This is a genomic window from Rahnella sp. BIGb0603 (assembly GCF_024808755.1).
In the GTDB taxonomy this organism is placed as follows: domain Bacteria; phylum Pseudomonadota; class Gammaproteobacteria; order Enterobacterales; family Enterobacteriaceae; genus Rahnella; species Rahnella contaminans.
On record NZ_JANUEX010000013.1, the window covers coordinates 108,091 to 124,406 of the forward strand.

Sequence of the window (16,316 nt, forward strand, 5' to 3'; positions counted from 1 at the left end):
TTCAGGCGACGTCGAGCAGCCCTTTTTTGATTAAACGGTTACGGTAGAACACGCAGGTCACGGCGATAAACAGCGAACCGCCCGCCAGACCCATCAGGTAGGCCGGAATGTTGCTGATCAGCGGCCATGCCCAGATGGCGGATTCCGGGAACCATTGCACGGCACCCAGTGAAACCCCGAGCAGCGCGCCGATAATTGCCCCCACCACGTATACCGGAATGACAAACCCCGGACGTTCCAGCGCAAACGGAATCGAGCCTTCGGAAATCCCCATAAAACCGAGGAAAATCGCGGTGCGGCCAATCTGATTGAACTGGCGATCGTAAACACGCCGCCCGACCAGCCATTTGTCGATCACCGTAGACAGCCCGAGGCCGAACGAAGGAATAACGACCGCCAGACAGCGCGCGGTTATCGGCAACACTTTTTCCGTCGTAAAGCCGAGCGCCACAAACCCAGCGGCTTTGTTCACCGGTCCGCCGAGATCAAACGCCGTCGCCGCTGCCAGTAAGGTGGCGTAGAAATATGTGCCCGCCGCGCCTGCGGCCTGCAACGCTTCACGGATGAGCGTGTTCAGCCAGCCGCCGATTGGGGTTATCAGGAAAACCATCAGTAACATCGCGACAATGGCGGAAATCAGCGGGATGAAAAAGGTGGTTTTGAACGCCAGCCAGTTGTGCGGCAGTTTGATGGTGTTGTTCAGCCAGCGGACGAAATACCCGACCACAAACGCGATCACGATAGCACCCAGAAAGCCCGAAGCGACCGGCGCAGCGGCGGCCCATTCACCATTGATCAGAGCCGGAATGGCGACAGGTTTAATCGAGACATAACCGCCGATAAACCCGGCCGCCAGCGCCGTTTTTCCGCCGATGGAGTTGGCGGTAAATGCTGCGAACATCGGAATGGCGAAGCCAAAAAGCGTGAAACCGAAGCTTTCCATGATGCTGGCGATTTGCAGCATCCAGACCGAACTGCCGCTGTATCGCCCGCTGTTGAGTGCCCCCATAATGGATTCGTCCGGCGACATTCCCAGAAAAACATAAGGAATGATTTGCGACAGCGCGCCAATCAGACCGCCCATGATCAGCACCGGGATCATGTAGGAAATACCGGTCATGATGTGTTTGCTAAATTCTTTCCAGGCATGGCTCTGGCCTTTGCCTGCAGGCCCCGCAGGCGGTGTGTCGGATGCCTGACTGTGACCGGTATTAATGACTCTTTTTCTTATCGCCACGGAAAACTCCTCGCGCTTAAAAAAGCAAAAGTGGGATCACTGAGCCTGATCGGCCTCAATCTCATCAATCAGTCCGCCGGCATTTTTCACCGCATCTTTCAGTTCAACTTCATACACTTCGACGCCGTTAAAACGCTCGATATTTTGCGGCGTAATACCGGTGGCATGGATGATGACTGTGGCCTGCGCGATATCTTCTGCCGTCAGTTCGTTCTGAATACCGTCGGCACCCTGGGTTTCAATTTTCACGTCATAACCGCGCTGGCGGGCGGCGACTTCAATGGCTTCGGCTGCCATAAAGGTATGAGCAAGACCCATCGGGCAGGCGCACAGCGCAATCAGTTTTTTTGCAGACATCGTGAATTACCTCGTGTTATCGGAAGGAGCGGCGGGCAGATTTGCCAGCCGGTAAAGGGCTTCGGCGTAGATGCCGATGGCGCTGATAAAACGGCTCAGGCTGCCGTATTCGTCCGCGCCGTGTGTATTGCCGGAAGAGCCGTCGGGAAATTCGCAGCCAAAAATCACCGCGTTTTGCATTGCGCTGGCGTAACTGCCTGCGCCGGTGGTGCGCGACGGGTGGTTTGTATCGCCGGTATGACGGGTGTAAATCTCGTGCAACGTCTTCACCAGCGCGCTGTCCGGCGGATAAAGGCTCGGTGATTTGACCGGCTCAATGCTGATGCGGCTGTCGGGCCAGCTGAGATTCCAGAGCGTAAGCCGTTCAGCGATGTATTCCGGGGTCAGGTTTTCGGGATAACGGACGTTCAGCGTCAGCGACACCATCCCGTTTTTGATGTTCAGTACGACGGGAACCAGCAGGATCTGACCGCATTCTCCCGGCGTATTCAGCGCGAATTGCATGCCGCTCTGGCCGGTTTCTGGCGCGGTGATTTCGCAAAGTTGTTGTGTCCAGCGTGCGCTGAAACGTTGATGAAGTAGTTGCGCGGCACCGGCAATCGGATTAAGGCAGGTCTCCGGTTTTGAGGAGTGTCCGCCGCGACCATAAAGCTGCCAGTGATTAATTTGTCCCGGTTCGGCCAGCAACGTAAAACCGTCGGATAACGTCCAGCCGCCAGAGGAGAGCGACAATCCGTTCAGCCGGGCGACGTCAGGGATGGTGTTCAGCACGCTGCCGCAGGACACGGTCAAACCAGGCTGTTCAACCGGGGACGTCAGCGTGACCAGCAAAGAGCCTTTTTCGCCGTAAATCACCGGGAATTTTCCGTCCGGCGTAAAAGCAAAAGCAGGTTGCGGCTGCGATTCAAAATAGCGGCGAATGCAGCGGAAACCACTCTCTTCGTTGCCGCCCGCCACCAGCCGGATGCGGCGTGAGAGAGGAAGATTTAGTTCACGCAGAATATCCAGCGCCAGCCAGGCGGCAATCATCGGGCCTTTGTCATCCACGACGCCGCGACCGATCAGATTGTCGCCCAGCCGCGAGAGCTGATACGGCGGAAAATGCCAGCCGTCACCGGCGGGAACCACGTCAGCGTGACCAAAGACATACACGATTTCCTCGCCGCTGCCGTATTCAATATGCACGGCGTGGTTGTCGACATTGAGTGTGTTCAGCCCGGCGTCGTCGCCGAGTTTTTGCCACCAGCTGAGCGCGTCGGCAACGCCGCGGCCAAAAGGCGCATCCGGCTGTAGGCTGGCAGCGTCGAACGGCGAAGGGATCGCCACCCACTGGGCGAGTAAGGTGAGAAAATGCTGCGCCCGATCCCGGGCATGCGCTGCGAAGTCAGTCATTGACGTTAACCATCCGAAAAACAATGCTCACAGCATTGGGGCTGGCGGAAAAACCGTCAAAAGGCAGGGTTCAGAATTGATAAATAAAACGGGTAAAATTTTTCGCCGGTTTTTTTAAGCAGAAGCGAGAAACGCCGGAGATACCTTCAGACGCGGGTCGTCAGGCAATAATGACTCTCCGGCCAGTTGCGCATGCAGGCATTCCACTGCCCGTGTCGCCATCTCGGTATGACGTGTGGCAACCAGAGGCAAAGCCAGTTTCAGGGAATGTTCGCACTCGCCGAAACCAGCCAGAGCGATGCGCCGCGAGAACAGCCGCCATCGGGAGGTTTGCAAACCTTCGGCCAGCGCGTGATGCGCGGCCAGTAATACCGTCGGGTTGTCGCAAAGGATCGCGGAAATTTTGGGGCTTTGTTTAATGAGCTGAGTGACTGCGCGGAAGCTGTCGTCAAATGTCGCTGCACAGGGCTGACTTAACGATGCGGAAAACGCCAGACCGGCTTTCCCGAGCGCGAGCGAAAGGCCGCCCAGCCGCTCGGCGCGAACCAGCGAATGATTTTCCCCGCCGAGATAACCAATATTCAGGTGCTGTTGTTGAAGTAACGCGTCCGTTGCCATGTGTGCGGCCAGCGCATTGTCGGGATGAATTGTCGCGAGCGGACCGGTATGGAAATGCGTGCCGACGCCGGTCAGCGCCACATGCCGCGCCGTCGCCCGCGCATGCAGGGCTTTCAGCGTATCAGGCTGCGCATTGAGTAATTTCCCGCAGACGAAAATCCCGCGCACGTCCTGCGCCAGAAGCTGCGCGGCGTGCTCCAGAAGCGTTGAGGTGTCTGCGTAGCCCGGGATAAGTGTGAAGCCGGTTTGTTGCAGCGCACAGGACAATTCGGGGAGTAAACCGGCGGCGAAAGCGCAATCTGGTGAAAGCAGAATGCCCGTTCGTGTGAAAGGTGCGACTGACGGTGTGGCCGGTAAACGGTAACCGAGCTGATCGATGGCCTGATAAATACGCTCCACGCCTTCGGGGGATATCCGTCCTTTGCCGCCAAGCACCAGCGAAACCGCAGCAACGGAAACGCCTGCCAGACGCGCGACATCCTGCTGAGTGATTTTTGTGCGGGGCTTTTGCGCCGTCATCGTCCTGCCATACGGAATAAATTGACCGCAAAGTGTTGCAGGAGAAGGTCGGGAAAAAACGGGCTGAGATCGCAGAAACAAAAAATGGCGGGCACTAAGCCCGCCGAAAGTTCACGTAGTCTAACTTTGCTTTTTTGTTGGTAATGCAGGGATTATCGTCTTACTTCTTACAGCTGGTTCCGGTGAAGCTTATTGTGCAACTTCGCACACTTCTTGTGTTTCTGAATGCAGGTAAACGTCCAGATCGTCGCTTCCGCCGATGTGGCGCCCACCAATAAAGACTTGCGGCACGGTCGCGCGGCCGGTGACAGCGCGCAGGCTGACGGTGGTGGCGTCTTTGCCCAGTACGATTTCTTCATACTGAATACCGCGTTCCTGCAACATCTGTTTGGCTTTGGCACAGAACGGGCAGCCCGGTTTGGTGAATACGGAAACCGATTCCTGCACTTTGTATTCGGGTGCCAGGTATTTCAGCATTGTGTCTGCATCTGACACTTCAAACGGGTCGCCCGGCTTGTTTGGCTCAACGAACATTTTCTCGACCACGCCGTTACGTACCAGCATGGAATAACGCCATGAACGCGGGCCGAAACCTAAATCCGCTTTCTCGACCAGCATGTCCATGCCTTTGGTGAATTCACCATTGCCGTCCGGAATAAAGGTAATGTTCGATGCCTTCTGTTCTGATTTCCAGGCATTCATGACGAACGTGTCGTTAACAGAGACGCACAGAATGCTGTCGACGCCGTGTTGTCTGAACACCGGTGCCAGTTCATTGTAACGCGGCAGATGGCTTGAAGAACAGGTCGGGGTAAATGCACCCGGCAGTGAAAAGACAATCACTGTTTTGTTTTTGAACAATTCATCGGTGCTGAGATCTACCCACTGATCGCCCTGGCGGGTGTGAAAAGTAACGTGCGGTACGTGTTTCCCTTCCTGGCTTGCAAACATGAATAACCTCTTAATTAATCGATAGAATATGAATTATTTTCGGCATTGCCATTTCGTTGGAAGGCATTATTCACGATAATGGTTGATAGATATAATCGTTGATTGCTATCTTATCTATCGTTATCGGCTATCGCATTGCCTTATAGGGACTGGAGGAAAAATGAACATTCGTGATTTAGAGTATCTTGTGGCACTGGCAGAGTTCCGCCATTTTCGTCGTGCAGCAGATTCCTGCCATGTCAGCCAGCCGACGTTAAGCGGGCAAATCCGTAAGCTGGAAGATGAACTGGGCGTGATGCTGCTTGAAAGAACCAGTCGTAAGGTGCTGTTCACACAAGCCGGTTTACTGCTGGTGGATCAGGCGCGCACGGTGCTGCGTGAAGTGAAAGTCCTCAAAGAGATGGCCAGCCAGCAGGGCGAAGCGATGTCCGGGCCGATGCATATCGGGCTAATTCCTACCGTCGGGCCTTATCTGTTGCCGCAAATCATTCCTTCACTGCATAAAACATTCCCTAAACTCGAAATGTATCTGCACGAAGCGCAAACCCATCAGTTGCTGGCTCAGCTCGACAGCGGAAAACTCGATTGCGCAATTCTGGCGCTGGTCAAAGAGAGCGAAGCTTTTATTGAAGTGCCGCTGTTTGATGAGCCGATGAAACTGGCGATCTACGACGATCATCCGTGGGCATCACGCGATCGCGTGGCGATGGCAGATCTGGCGGGTGAAAAACTGCTGATGCTGGAAGACGGACATTGTCTGCGCGATCAGGCGCTCGGTTTTTGCTTCCAGGCAGGGGCGGACGAAGATACGCATTTCCGCGCAACCAGTCTGGAAACGCTGCGTAATATGGTAGCGGCGGGAAGTGGCATTACCTTGCTGCCTTCGCTGGCCGTGCCGAATGAGCGCAGCCGCGATGGCGTCACGTATCTGACGTGTGACAAACCGGAACCCCGTCGCACGATCGCGCTGGTATATCGTCCCGGTTCGCCACTGCGTGGGCGCTATGAACAACTGGCTGAAGCCATCAAAGAGCACATGCAACCTTATATGGATAAAGCCGCGGGCTTAAAAAAGGCGGTTTAATCCGTTCAGTGCCGCTACGCGATAAGCTTCTGCCATGGTCGGATAGTTGAAGGTGGTATTAACGAAATACTCGATAGTATTGCCTTCGCCTTTCTGTTCCATGATTGCCTGGCCGATGTGAATAATCTCGGCAGCGCGCTCTCCAAAGCAGTGAATACCCAGAATTTCTTTGGTATCACGATGGAACAGCAGCTTGAGGCTCCCCACATTCATTCCGGCGATTTGCGCGCGTGCCAGATGCTTAAACTGCGCGCGGCCCACTTCGTAAGGTACCTTCATGGACGTCAGTTCCTGCTCGGTTTTGCCGACGGAGCTGATTTCAGGAATGGTATAAATGCCGGTCGGAATGTTTTCGATCAGATGCACTTTCGCTTCGCCCTGAATCATCGCCTGTGCGGCAATGCGGCCCTGATCGTAAGCCGCTGAAGCCAGACTCGGATAGCCAATGACGTCGCCGACGGCATAAATATGCGACAAAGCCGTCTGATACATGCTGTTTACTTTGAGCAAACCGCGGCTGTCGGCTTCCAGACCAATATTTTCCAGACCCAGTTTGTCAGTGTTACCGGTGCGTCCGTTAGCGTACAACAGCGCGTCAGCTTTCACTTTCTTACCGGATTTCAGGTGCATGATCACGCCGTCTTCCACGCCTTCAATCATCTCGAATTCTTCGTTGTGGCGGATAACCACACCGTTATTCCAGAAGTGATAAGACAACGCGTCTGACATTTCCTGATCGAGGAAAGATAGCAACCGGTCACGGGTGTTGATTAAGTCCACTTTTACGTTCAGACCACGGAAGATAGAGGCATATTCGCAGCCGATAACGCCCGCGCCATAAATGATGACGTGGCGGGGTTCATGGCTCAGTTCGAGGATCAGGTCGCTGTCATAAATGCGCGGATGACCAAAATCGACATTGGCCGGACGGTAAGGGCGCGAACCACAGGCAATCACGATGTTGTCGGCGGTGATTTGTTCGTGCGTATTATCGGCGTAGCGGATGTTGATGGTATTGGCATCGACAAAACTGGCGTCGCCGGAGAACAGCTGGCATTGGTTTCTTTCGTAGAAACCCTGACGCATGCGGGTTTGCTGGTTAATGACGGAATCTGCATGACGCAAAATATCCGGGAAACTGGAGCTCAGGGTGCGGGAGTTATCACTGTATAGCGGGTTTTGGTTAAATTCGATGATTCTGCTGACGGCGTGACGCAATGCTTTGGAAGGGATGGTTCCCCAGTGAGTACATCCGCCACCGACGTTGTTATAGCGTTCGATGACAGCAACCCGGGCGCCTTGTTTAACCAGTCCCATCGCGGCGCCTTCTCCGCCAGGGCCTGAGCCAATGATGATGGCATCAAAATGTGAGTGCTGTGGCATAGTTCGAAACCTATTTTTATACAAAATCACAACGAGAAAGTAACATATTACACCTAATTACCCCACATGCAGTTGTCATTTAATGGTAATACGGCAACATTCTGACCCACTTTATGCTGTGGTATCTATGGCTCCGCCCGGTAAAAATTTTGGTATAGTGAAGCTATAACGGGCGAATAATCAAAAAGAAGAACATTATCCGGATGAATGTTATGGGCGTAAGAGCACAACAAAAAGAGCGCACGCGTCGCTCACTGATTGAAGCGGCTTTTAGCCAGCTGAGTGCCGAGCGCAGCTTTGCCAGTCTGAGTTTGCGTGAAGTGTCCCGTGAAGCGGGTATTGCGCCGACGTCCTTTTACCGGCATTTCCGTGACGTGGATGAACTGGGTCTGACGATGGTTGATGAAAGCGGTTTGATGCTGCGCCAGCTGATGCGCCAGGCGCGCCAGCGTATTGCCAAAGGCGGCAGCGTGATCCGCACGTCGGTTTCGACTTTCATGGAGTTCATCGGAAATAACCCCAACGCCTTTCGTCTGCTGTTGCGCGAACGTTCCGGTACGTCTTCCGCGTTTCGTGCGGCTGTCGCCCGTGAAATTCAGCATTTTATTGCGGAACTTGCCGACTATCTGCAACTCGAAAACCACATGCCGCGCAGTTTTACCGAAGCGCAGGCCGAAGCGATGGTGATCATTGTTTTCAACGCCGGTGCGGAAGCGCTGGACGTGGATATCGCACAGCGCCGCCAGCTGGAAGAGCGTCTGGTGTTGCAACTGCGCATGATTTCTAAAGGTGCGTATTACTGGTATCGCCGGCAGCAGGAAAGAACGGCGGTGACTCCTATTCACAATAAGACCAGAGGTAAAGAAGATGACCGAACAAGCGAACCAGGATAATGGCACTCTGGTTTTGGCTTTGATTGCCGGACTGTCGATTAATGGCACTTTCGATGCGTTATTCAGCTCCGTCGTCGCGTTTTCGATATTCCCGATAATCGCCCTGGTGTTGTCGGTGTATTGCCTTCATGTTCGTTATCACAAAGGCGAAATGCCCACCGGTTTACCGGTGCTGGCTGCGGCCTCTTTCCTTCTCGGATTGCTACTTTACAGTACGTTTGTCCGCGTGGAATATCCTGAATTAGGGTCGAATTCTCTGCCATTGCTGATCAGTGTCGTGCTTTTGTTCTGGATAGGATTGAAGCTGAAAAAGCGTAAATCGACGACGCAGTAACTTCCTCATTCCTATGAAAAATCAGGCAACTTTCAGGTTGCCTTTTTTATGCCTTACGTCTGACCGCGACCATTTGTAATCTTCTCCGACTGTCTTTTTATGAACTGTCATTTCATAAATATCAAACCTATGTTCAATATTTAGATATTGATCGTCCACTTCTTTATTTCTTTGCCATAAAGTCTGTCTGAGTGGCAAAAACCAAAAGGTTTTCATCCGGGCTCCTCGCTAATTTGAATCATGGCCGGACGAAGTATTTTCGTTCGCATTCAGCCTACGCCTACAGGTGATTTAACAGAGGCCAGACGGCAATGAAAACACGTAAGATAGGATTCTTTAATTACATCGCCTACGGTTCTGGCGATTTTCTGGGGGCAGGCACCACAGCCCTGACCGCGGCGTGGCTGCTTTATTTCTACACCACGTTCTGCGGCCTTTCGCCCATCGAAGCGACCTTCATCTTTGCGACCGCGCGCGTCGCCGATGCGGTGTTAAGCCCGTTAATGGGTTATCTCACGGATAACTTTGGTAATACCTGGCTCGGCAAACGGTTCGGTCGCCGTAAGTTCTTTATTCTGCTTGGTATTCCCTGCGTGTTCAGCTACAGCTTCATGTGGGTGGGCGACATGGGATATGTCTATTACCTGCTGACCTATCTGCTGTTCGATATCGTTTACACCATGATTCTGGTGCCGTATGAGACGCTGGTGCCGGAAATGACCGACGATTTCAAACAGAAAACCAAATTCTCTGGAGCCCGTATCGCGCTGGCGCAGCTTTCTGCCATTCTCGCCGCTTTCCTGCCGGGAATTCTGTTGCAGCATTTTGGCAAAGATAATGCCATTTCCTTCTTCTATTCGAGTCTGGTCTTTGCGGTGATCTGCGCCTTCGTACTGACGCTGGTGTACTTCTTTACCTGGGAACGGCCGGAAGAACTCAAATCCGAAGCCACGAAGAAAATTGAGCGCGAACGCCAGCAGCTGACGCTGGTGCAAAGCCTGAAACGCCTGAAAGTGGAACTGTCCTCGACGCTGCGTATCAAGATTTTCCGTCAGCATCTTGGTTTGTATCTCGGCGGGTATATTGCGCAGGACGTGTTTAACGCCGTCTTCACGTACTACGTGGTGTTTGTGCTGATGCAAAGTGCGGCGATTGCTTCCAACCTCATGGGCATGATGGCGATTCTGCAATTTGTGGCGGTTATCGGGATGATCCCGCTGTGCATCCGCTTCGGACCGGCACCGTCCTATCGTCTGGCCGTAACGTTATTCGGGTTGGCGGCGATTTCTTACGGCGTGCTCTATTACACCGGAATGAACGATTCAATGTCGTTACTGCTGCTGATTTCTGCGCTGGCAGGGCTCGGGCGCGGCGGGATCAACTACGTGCCGTGGAATATCTACACCTATATCGCCGATGTCGATGAAACCATTACCGGCCAGCGCCGCGAGGGGATTTTCGCCGGTGTGATGACGCTGACACGAAAAGCCTCGCAGGCCGGTGCCGTGATGCTGGTGGGGATTATCCTGCAACTCGCCGGATTTGTTTCCGGGCAGAGCCAGCAGGTTCCGGCTGTCGGCCACACCATTCTCGGCGTTCTGGTGATCGGCTCACTGCTGATGCTCAGCATGGGCTTCATCATTTCACTGTTCTTCCGCCTTAATCAGAAAACGCACGGCGTGCTGACCCGCGAAACGCAGAAAATGCGTGACGCGAACCGCATCGTGCCGGAGCAAATTACGCCGGAAGATCGGGCGATCGTCGAAATGCTGACAGGGATGAAATACGAATCGCTGTGGGGCAACAACAATATTGGTTATTTGCATCGCCACAATCCGCCACCTGAAAAGCTGACCCGTGAAAATGCCGCCGAAATTCCGGCACAGGGACGTTTGTAATTTTGGTGAATATTTATCAGGAGAACACCATGAAAGTTTTTGAAGTGAAACACAGTGCGCTTTTACGCCAGCCAGAACATTTCATTTCGCGCAATGAACTGAAAGCGCTGATCCACAATGTGACGGACAATCTGGTGAATATCGAAGATAAAACCGGTGAGTTCCTGTTGCGGCTCGACGATGGCCGCGTCATTGACACCAAAGGCTGGGCGGGTTGGGAATGGACGCACGGCATCGGGCTTTACGGTATTTATCAGTATTATCAGCAGACCGGCGACGAGAAAATGCGGGCGGTGATCGACGACTGGTTTAGCGCGCGTCTGGCGGAAGGCACGCCGACGAAAAACGTGAATACCATGAGCCCGTTCCTGACGCTGGCTTACCGTTATGAAGAAACCGGTAATGCGGCATGGCGGCCCTATCTGGAACGCTGGGCGGAATGGGTAATGTATGAAATGCCGCGCACTGCTAAAGGTGCGATGCAGCACATCGTTTATAACAACGAAAATCATCAGCAAATGTGGGATGACACGCTAATGATGAGTGTGCTGCCGCTGGCGAAAATTGGAAAATTGCTGGATCGTCCGGAGTTTGTGGAAGAAGCAACGTACCAGTTTCTGGTTCACGTTCAGTACCTGATGGATCGCGAAACCGGCCTGTGGTTCCACGGCTGGACGTTCGACGGTCATCATAATTTTGCTCAGGCCCGCTGGGCACGCGGTAACAGCTGGCTGACGATTGCTATTCCCGAGTTCCTCGAACTGGTGGATTTGCCAGAGAACAACGCCACCCGCCGCTATCTGTTACAGGTGCTGGAAAGCCAGGTCAGCGCGCTGGCGAAATGTCAGGATGACAGCGGTTTGTGGCATACGCTGCTCGACGATCCACACTCTTACCTGGAAAGTTCAGCTACTGCCGGATTTGCTTACGGCATTCTGAAAGCAGTGCGTAAACGTTATATCGATGCGTCGTATGCGCCGGTGGCGGAGAAAGCCATTCAGGGCGTGATCAAACACATCAATCCGGCAGGCGAGCTGACGCAAACGTCATTCGGCACGGCGATGGGTAATGATCTCGATTTCTATCGCGAAATCGCGCTGACGTCGATGCCTTACGGACAGGCGATGGCGATTCTGTGTTTGTCAGAATATCTGCGGGTTTATTTGTAATAGGGTGGATAACGGCCAGAAATAAAAACGGGCACCTTCTGAGTGCCCGTTTTTTGTTTTTTCATTCGCCGTCAGATTTTTTCCAGCAGCACGCCAGATTCCATATGGTGCGTGTACGGGAACTGATCGAACAATGCCAGGCGCGTGACGCGGTGGGTCTTACTCAGTGTTTCCAGATTCGCGCACAGCGTTTCCGGATTGCAGGAGATATAAAGAATACGGTCGTAGCCAGTCACCATTTTCACGGTTTCGTCATCCAGCCCGCTGCGCGGCGGATCGACAAAAATTGTGTTGCACTCATATCCGCTTAAATCGACATCCTGCAGGCGGCGGAATTCCCGCACGCCATTGAGCGCCTGGGTAAAATCTTCAGCCGCCATGCGGATAATTTGCACGTTATCAATGCGGTTCGCGGCAATGTTGTATTGCGCGGCGGCGACGGAAGGTTTGGCGATTTCTGTGGCAAGCACACGACGGAAGTTACGCGCCAGAGCCAGCGAGAAGTTGCCATTCCCGCAGTAAAGCTCCAGCAAATCGCCGGTAGAATTTTCCGTAGCCTTGAGTGCCCACTCCAGCATCTGAATATTCATTTCAGCGTTTGGCTGGGTGAAGCTGTTTTCCACCTGACGGTAGATCATATCGCGGCCCGCCACCGGCAGAACCTCATCGACATAATCCTGATCGAGCATGATTTTGGTTTTCGCAGCGCGGCCAATCAGCTGGATATCAAAACCGTCAGCCCGCAGCTGGTCGCGCAGAATTGTGGCGGCCTGCTGCCATTCATCATCCAGCTTACGATGATAAAGCAGTGAGGCGATGATTTTGCCGCTGCGGGTCGAGAGATAGTCGATCTGGAAGATCTTACGGCGCAACGCCGGATCTTGTTTGATGGCTGAGATAAGCACCGGCATCAGGCGGTTAATCAGTTCGCTGGCGGTCGGGAACTGATCCACGCGCACGCGGGCTTTAGTCTGCTGATCAAACATGATGTGGTAAAGGTCGCCCTCATCGTGCCAGACACGAAATTCCGCGCGCATCCGATAATGGCTGACGGGAGAACGGAAAACGTCAGGCTGTGGCGCATTAAATGGCGACATCATCGCCGTGAGACGTGCGGTCTTTTCCGCCAGCTGGTCGTCGTACTTTTCAATGGGCAGGTTTTCAGGCGTCATCGGTTATCTCGTCTAGCAGGGAATGAATGGACAAACTTAGCGGGGGATTGTAGGGAATGTCTCCGTTAAGTCCACCATTGTTACATTTATATCGTGAAAGCTTACTTGCTATTACGGATGTCTGGATTTCCAAATAGGTTGATCGTACGATTGCGTTTCGGCCTCATTGACTGAGTTAAAAGGGAATCCGGTGTGAATCCGGAACTGGCGCGCAGCGGTATGGGGAAATCACGGCGATAGCATTCTTTATTATGCAGACACTGTTTCCTGCTTCTCTCTCCTTATACAGGAAAGAAGAAAGAGGGGATGGGAAGTCATCGCCCGGTGCGGGTTATCTCAAATAATTACGACGTAATTAATGAGCCTGCAAATCCTAAGTCCGAAGACCTGCCGATGTTACGTCGCATTAATCATCGTCGTCGCGAATTATCGCCGGTGATCCTCTGCGGCATCCGCCAATTAAGTTTGGATGCTCGATTCATGACAATTAAAAAGCATGTGCTGCTGACGGCATTATCCGTCACGGCTTTTTCAGGGTGGGCGCAAGACAGTACTTCCACAAACAGCAGCGATAATATGGTGGTGACCGCTAACCGTTTTCCACAGCCCGTTTCTTCTGTATTAGCGCCAACGGATATCGTCACGCGCGAAGATATCGACCGGTGGCAGTCGAAATCCGTGGCCGATGTGCTGCGCCGTTTACCGGGTGTGGACATCAGCCAGAGCGGCGGAATGGGTCAGCTGACCTCTGTGTACGTTCGCGGCACCAGCTCCAGCCATACTTTGGTACTGATGGACGGTATTCGTCTTAATCAGGCGGGTATTTCCGGCTCCGTCGATGTCAGTCAAATTCCTCTTTCATTAGTTCAGCGCATTGAATTTATTCGCGGCCCGCGTTCGGCGGTTTATGGCTCCGATGCCATTGGCGGCGTCATCAACATTATTACGACGCGCGACAAAGACGGTACAACGCTCGGGGCGGGTGTCGGCTCGCACGGTTATCAGAACTACAATGGCTCAACGCAGCAGAAATTAGGTGAGAACACTACGCTGACTGCGGCAGGGGATTACACCTACACCCGTGGAATCGATGTGGTCGCGGATGGCAATAACGGCGGTGTTCCTCAGCCCGACCGTGACGGCTTCATGAGCAAGACACTGTATCTGGCGCTGCAGCATCAGTTCAATGAAGAGATCAGCGGCTTTGCACGTGCGTACGGATATGACAACCGCACGGCTTATGATGCGTATTATTCGCCGGGCAGCGCGCTGATTGATACCCGTCAGCTTTACAGCCGGACATACGACACCGGTCTGCGTTATCAGAATGGCATTTACGCCACACAGTTAATTGGCAGCTACAGCCACGTCAAAGACTATAACTACGATCCTAAATACGGCCCGTATGACGCTTCCGCTTCTCTGGACGATTCCGATCAGTACAACCTGCAATGGGGTAATACGTTCCAGATAGGGAAAGGGGAAGTCAGTGCGGGTCTGGACTGGCAGAAACTGACGACCGAACCGGGTACCAGCTATCTGGCAGATGGCTATGACCAGCACAATACCGGCGTGTATCTGACCACCCAGCAAAAAATCAGCGATTTCACGCTGGAAGGCGCGGTGCGTAGCGACGATAACTCTCAGTTCGGTCAGCATACCACCTGGCAAAGCAGCGCTGCCTGGGAGTTCGTCGATGGTTATCGTCTGATTGCTTCTTACGGCACGGCGTACAAATCGCCGAACCTGAGCCAGCTTTACAGCGATTACTATGGTAATCCTGATCTCAAGCCAGAAGAAAGTAAGCAATGGGAAGGCGGGCTGGAAGGTCTGACGGGGCCCCTTAGCTGGCGTCTGAACGTCTATCGTAACGACATCGATCAGATGATCGCTTACAACGATTCCACCAGTAATTATTACAACATCGGTAAAGCGACGATTAAGGGTGTGGAATGGACAGGTTCATTCGATACCGGTCCGCTGCAACACCAGATTACGCTGGAATATCTTGATCCGCGTGACGCGACCACCAACGAGATCCTGACCCGCCGCGCCAAACAGCAGGCAAAATACCAGATTGACTGGAACATCGCTGACATCGACTGGTCGATCAACTATCAGTATCTGGGACAGCGTTACGACACCGATTACGGTACTTATCCTTATCAGACCGTTAAACTGGGCGGTGTAAGTTTGTGGGATCTTGCGGCCTCATATCCTGTGACCTCACACCTGACAGTTCGTGGTAGAATTGCCAACTTGTTTGATAAAGATTACGAGACGGCTTATGGCTATGCCACACCAGGACGTGAGTACTACCTCTCTGGAAGCTATACCTTCTGACATAACGCAAGTTCCTGACCGTCCGACGGTGCTGGTTTTCGACTCCGGCGTCGGCGGGTTGTCGGTGTATGATGAGGTCCGGCAGATGTTGCCGGACCTGCACTATATATACGCCTTCGATAATGTGGCTTTCCCTTACGGTGAAAAGTCAGAAGAATTTATCGTTGAGCGCGTCGTCGAGATTGTCAGTGCCGTCTCGAGACGCCATCCCCTCTCTATTATTGTCATAGCCTGTAACACGGCGAGCACCGTTTCCCTTCCTGCATTGCGCGCCAAATTCAGTTGTCCGGTCGTCGGCGTTGTCCCGGCCATCAAACCTGCGGCGAAATTAACGCGCAACGGAGTTGTCGGGTTGCTGGCAACACGTGCGACGGTTCAGCGTCCTTATACGCATGATCTGGTCGCACGGTTCGCGACGGATTGTCAGATTTTGATGTTGGGCTCAGCCGAGCTGGTCGAACTGGCGGAAGCGAAGCTGCATGGCGAAGAAGTTTCACTGGCTGCGCTGAAGAAAATCTTGCATCCGTGGCTGCGTTTGCGCGAACCTCCGGACACAGTGGTATTAGGTTGCACACACTTCCCGCTCCTTTCGGAAGAGTTGTCACAGGTTTTACCCGACGGTACGCGTATGATCGACTCCGGTTCTGCGATTGCACGCCGCGCACATTGGTTAATTGAGACATCTCACGTGCCGATTCCAAAAATAAATCCGGAAGTTGAAATAGAAAGTGTGGCGTATTGCATGGCGATGACGGCTGAAGCGCAAAGTCTGCTGCCTGTTTTGCAGTCATATGGCTTCAGAAGTATCCAGGAATTGCCGCTTTAAACGTCATTTGATGAAAGATTCAGCGGTCAGTAAATTATTTGTATTTTAGGGGTTGCGGCCTTCTGAGAACTCCCTATAATGCGCCTCCACTGACCGGGAACAACGACTGACAAGTCGCTCGGACAGGAAGAGAAAAAGAT

General features: G+C 53.2%; 15 protein-coding genes and 1 riboswitch. Of the genes, 7 read left to right on the forward strand and 8 right to left on the reverse strand.

Features of this window, described 5'->3' with window-relative positions; all coding sequences use genetic code 11:
• Window position 1 precedes the first annotated feature (1 nt).
• The 5 genes from M2403_RS24330 to M2403_RS24350 all read right to left on the reverse strand — a co-directional run bounded on the left by M2403_RS24330 (window position 2) and on the right by M2403_RS24350 (window position 5,074).
• Window positions 2–1,237, reverse strand: a complete 1,236-nt coding sequence (locus tag M2403_RS24330) for a PTS fructose transporter subunit IIC (protein ID WP_204902584.1) — start codon at window positions 1,235–1,237, stop codon at window positions 2–4.
• 36 nt (window positions 1,238–1,273) lie between these two features.
• Complete coding sequence (locus M2403_RS24335; RefSeq protein ID WP_152325041.1) at window positions 1,274–1,594, reverse strand: PTS fructose transporter subunit IIB; 321 nt, start codon at window positions 1,592–1,594, stop codon at window positions 1,274–1,276.
• A 6-nt stretch (window positions 1,595–1,600) separates the two neighbouring features.
• On the reverse strand, window positions 1,601–2,986 hold the full coding sequence (locus M2403_RS24340; protein ID WP_259231217.1) for a Sapep family Mn(2+)-dependent dipeptidase: 1,386 nt from the start codon (window positions 2,984–2,986) through the stop codon (window positions 1,601–1,603).
• A 114-nt stretch (window positions 2,987–3,100) separates the two neighbouring features.
• Window positions 3,101–4,123 carry a LacI family DNA-binding transcriptional regulator gene (locus tag M2403_RS24345; protein WP_217153315.1) on the reverse strand — a complete coding sequence of 341 codons (1,023 nt, stop codon included), beginning with the start codon at window positions 4,121–4,123 and terminating at the stop codon, window positions 3,101–3,103.
• A gap of 189 nt (window positions 4,124–4,312) precedes the next feature.
• Window positions 4,313–5,074 (reverse strand): glutathione peroxidase, encoded by a 762-nt coding sequence (locus M2403_RS24350; protein WP_152325044.1) that lies wholly within the window; start codon window positions 5,072–5,074, stop codon window positions 4,313–4,315.
• 160 nt (window positions 5,075–5,234) lie between these two features.
• Here M2403_RS24350 and oxyR point away from each other — a divergent pair, with 160 nt between their 5' ends.
• The gene (gene oxyR / locus M2403_RS24355) at window positions 5,235–6,158 is read left to right on the forward strand and encodes a DNA-binding transcriptional regulator OxyR (protein ID WP_152325045.1); all 924 of its coding nucleotides are present in this window, start codon (window positions 5,235–5,237) and stop codon (window positions 6,156–6,158) included.
• On the opposite strand, the gene sthA is transcribed toward oxyR, so the two are convergent.
• Entirely contained in the window at window positions 6,141–7,541 is a 1,401-nt protein-coding gene (gene sthA, locus M2403_RS24360) for a Si-specific NAD(P)(+) transhydrogenase (RefSeq protein WP_152325046.1), read from the reverse strand. The two genes, oxyR and sthA, sit on opposite strands and share 18 nt — an antisense overlap.
• Window positions 7,542–7,753: 212 nt before the next feature.
• Here sthA and fabR point away from each other — a divergent pair, with 212 nt between their 5' ends.
• Both fabR and M2403_RS24370 read left to right on the forward strand, forming a co-directional pair.
• Complete coding sequence (gene fabR, locus M2403_RS24365) at window positions 7,754–8,434, forward strand: HTH-type transcriptional repressor FabR (RefSeq protein WP_152325047.1); 681 nt, start codon at window positions 7,754–7,756, stop codon at window positions 8,432–8,434.
• Window positions 8,409–8,768 carry a YijD family membrane protein gene (locus tag M2403_RS24370; protein ID WP_165062046.1) on the forward strand — a complete coding sequence of 120 codons (360 nt, stop codon included), beginning with the start codon at window positions 8,409–8,411 and terminating at the stop codon, window positions 8,766–8,768. Before fabR ends, M2403_RS24370 begins: the two co-directional genes overlap by 26 nt.
• Window positions 8,769–8,789: 21 nt before the next feature.
• Here M2403_RS24370 and M2403_RS24375 read toward each other — a convergent pair whose 3' ends face one another.
• The gene (locus M2403_RS24375; protein WP_217153316.1) at window positions 8,790–8,984 is read right to left on the reverse strand and encodes a hypothetical protein; all 195 of its coding nucleotides are present in this window, start codon (window positions 8,982–8,984) and stop codon (window positions 8,790–8,792) included.
• Window positions 8,985–9,079: 95 nt separating this feature from the next.
• Between M2403_RS24375 and M2403_RS24380 the strand changes: the two genes are divergently transcribed.
• Both M2403_RS24380 and M2403_RS24385 read left to right on the forward strand, forming a co-directional pair.
• Window positions 9,080–10,666: an MFS transporter gene (locus M2403_RS24380; protein ID WP_152325050.1), complete on the forward strand. Its 1,587-nt coding sequence runs from the start codon at window positions 9,080–9,082 to the stop codon at window positions 10,664–10,666.
• A gap of 29 nt (window positions 10,667–10,695) precedes the next feature.
• Window positions 10,696–11,835, forward strand: coding sequence for a glycoside hydrolase family 105 protein (locus tag M2403_RS24385; RefSeq protein ID WP_259231220.1), 1,140 nt, complete (start codon window positions 10,696–10,698; stop codon window positions 11,833–11,835).
• A 71-nt stretch (window positions 11,836–11,906) separates the two neighbouring features.
• On the opposite strand, the gene trmA is transcribed toward M2403_RS24385, so the two are convergent.
• Window positions 11,907–13,007, reverse strand: coding sequence for a tRNA (uridine(54)-C5)-methyltransferase TrmA (gene trmA, locus M2403_RS24390; protein WP_259231221.1), 1,101 nt, complete (start codon window positions 13,005–13,007; stop codon window positions 11,907–11,909).
• A 141-nt stretch (window positions 13,008–13,148) separates the two neighbouring features.
• Window positions 13,149–13,417, forward strand: a riboswitch (cobalamin riboswitch).
• Between the two features lie 70 nt (window positions 13,418–13,487).
• Here trmA and btuB point away from each other — a divergent pair.
• The gene (btuB, locus tag M2403_RS24395; protein ID WP_165062050.1) at window positions 13,488–15,350 is read left to right on the forward strand and encodes a TonB-dependent vitamin B12 receptor BtuB; all 1,863 of its coding nucleotides are present in this window, start codon (window positions 13,488–13,490) and stop codon (window positions 15,348–15,350) included.
• Window positions 15,295–16,176, forward strand: a complete 882-nt coding sequence (murI, locus tag M2403_RS24400) for a glutamate racemase (RefSeq protein WP_152325054.1) — start codon at window positions 15,295–15,297, stop codon at window positions 16,174–16,176. The genes btuB and murI overlap by 56 nt, the downstream gene beginning before the upstream one ends.
• Window positions 16,177–16,316 lie beyond the last annotated feature (140 nt).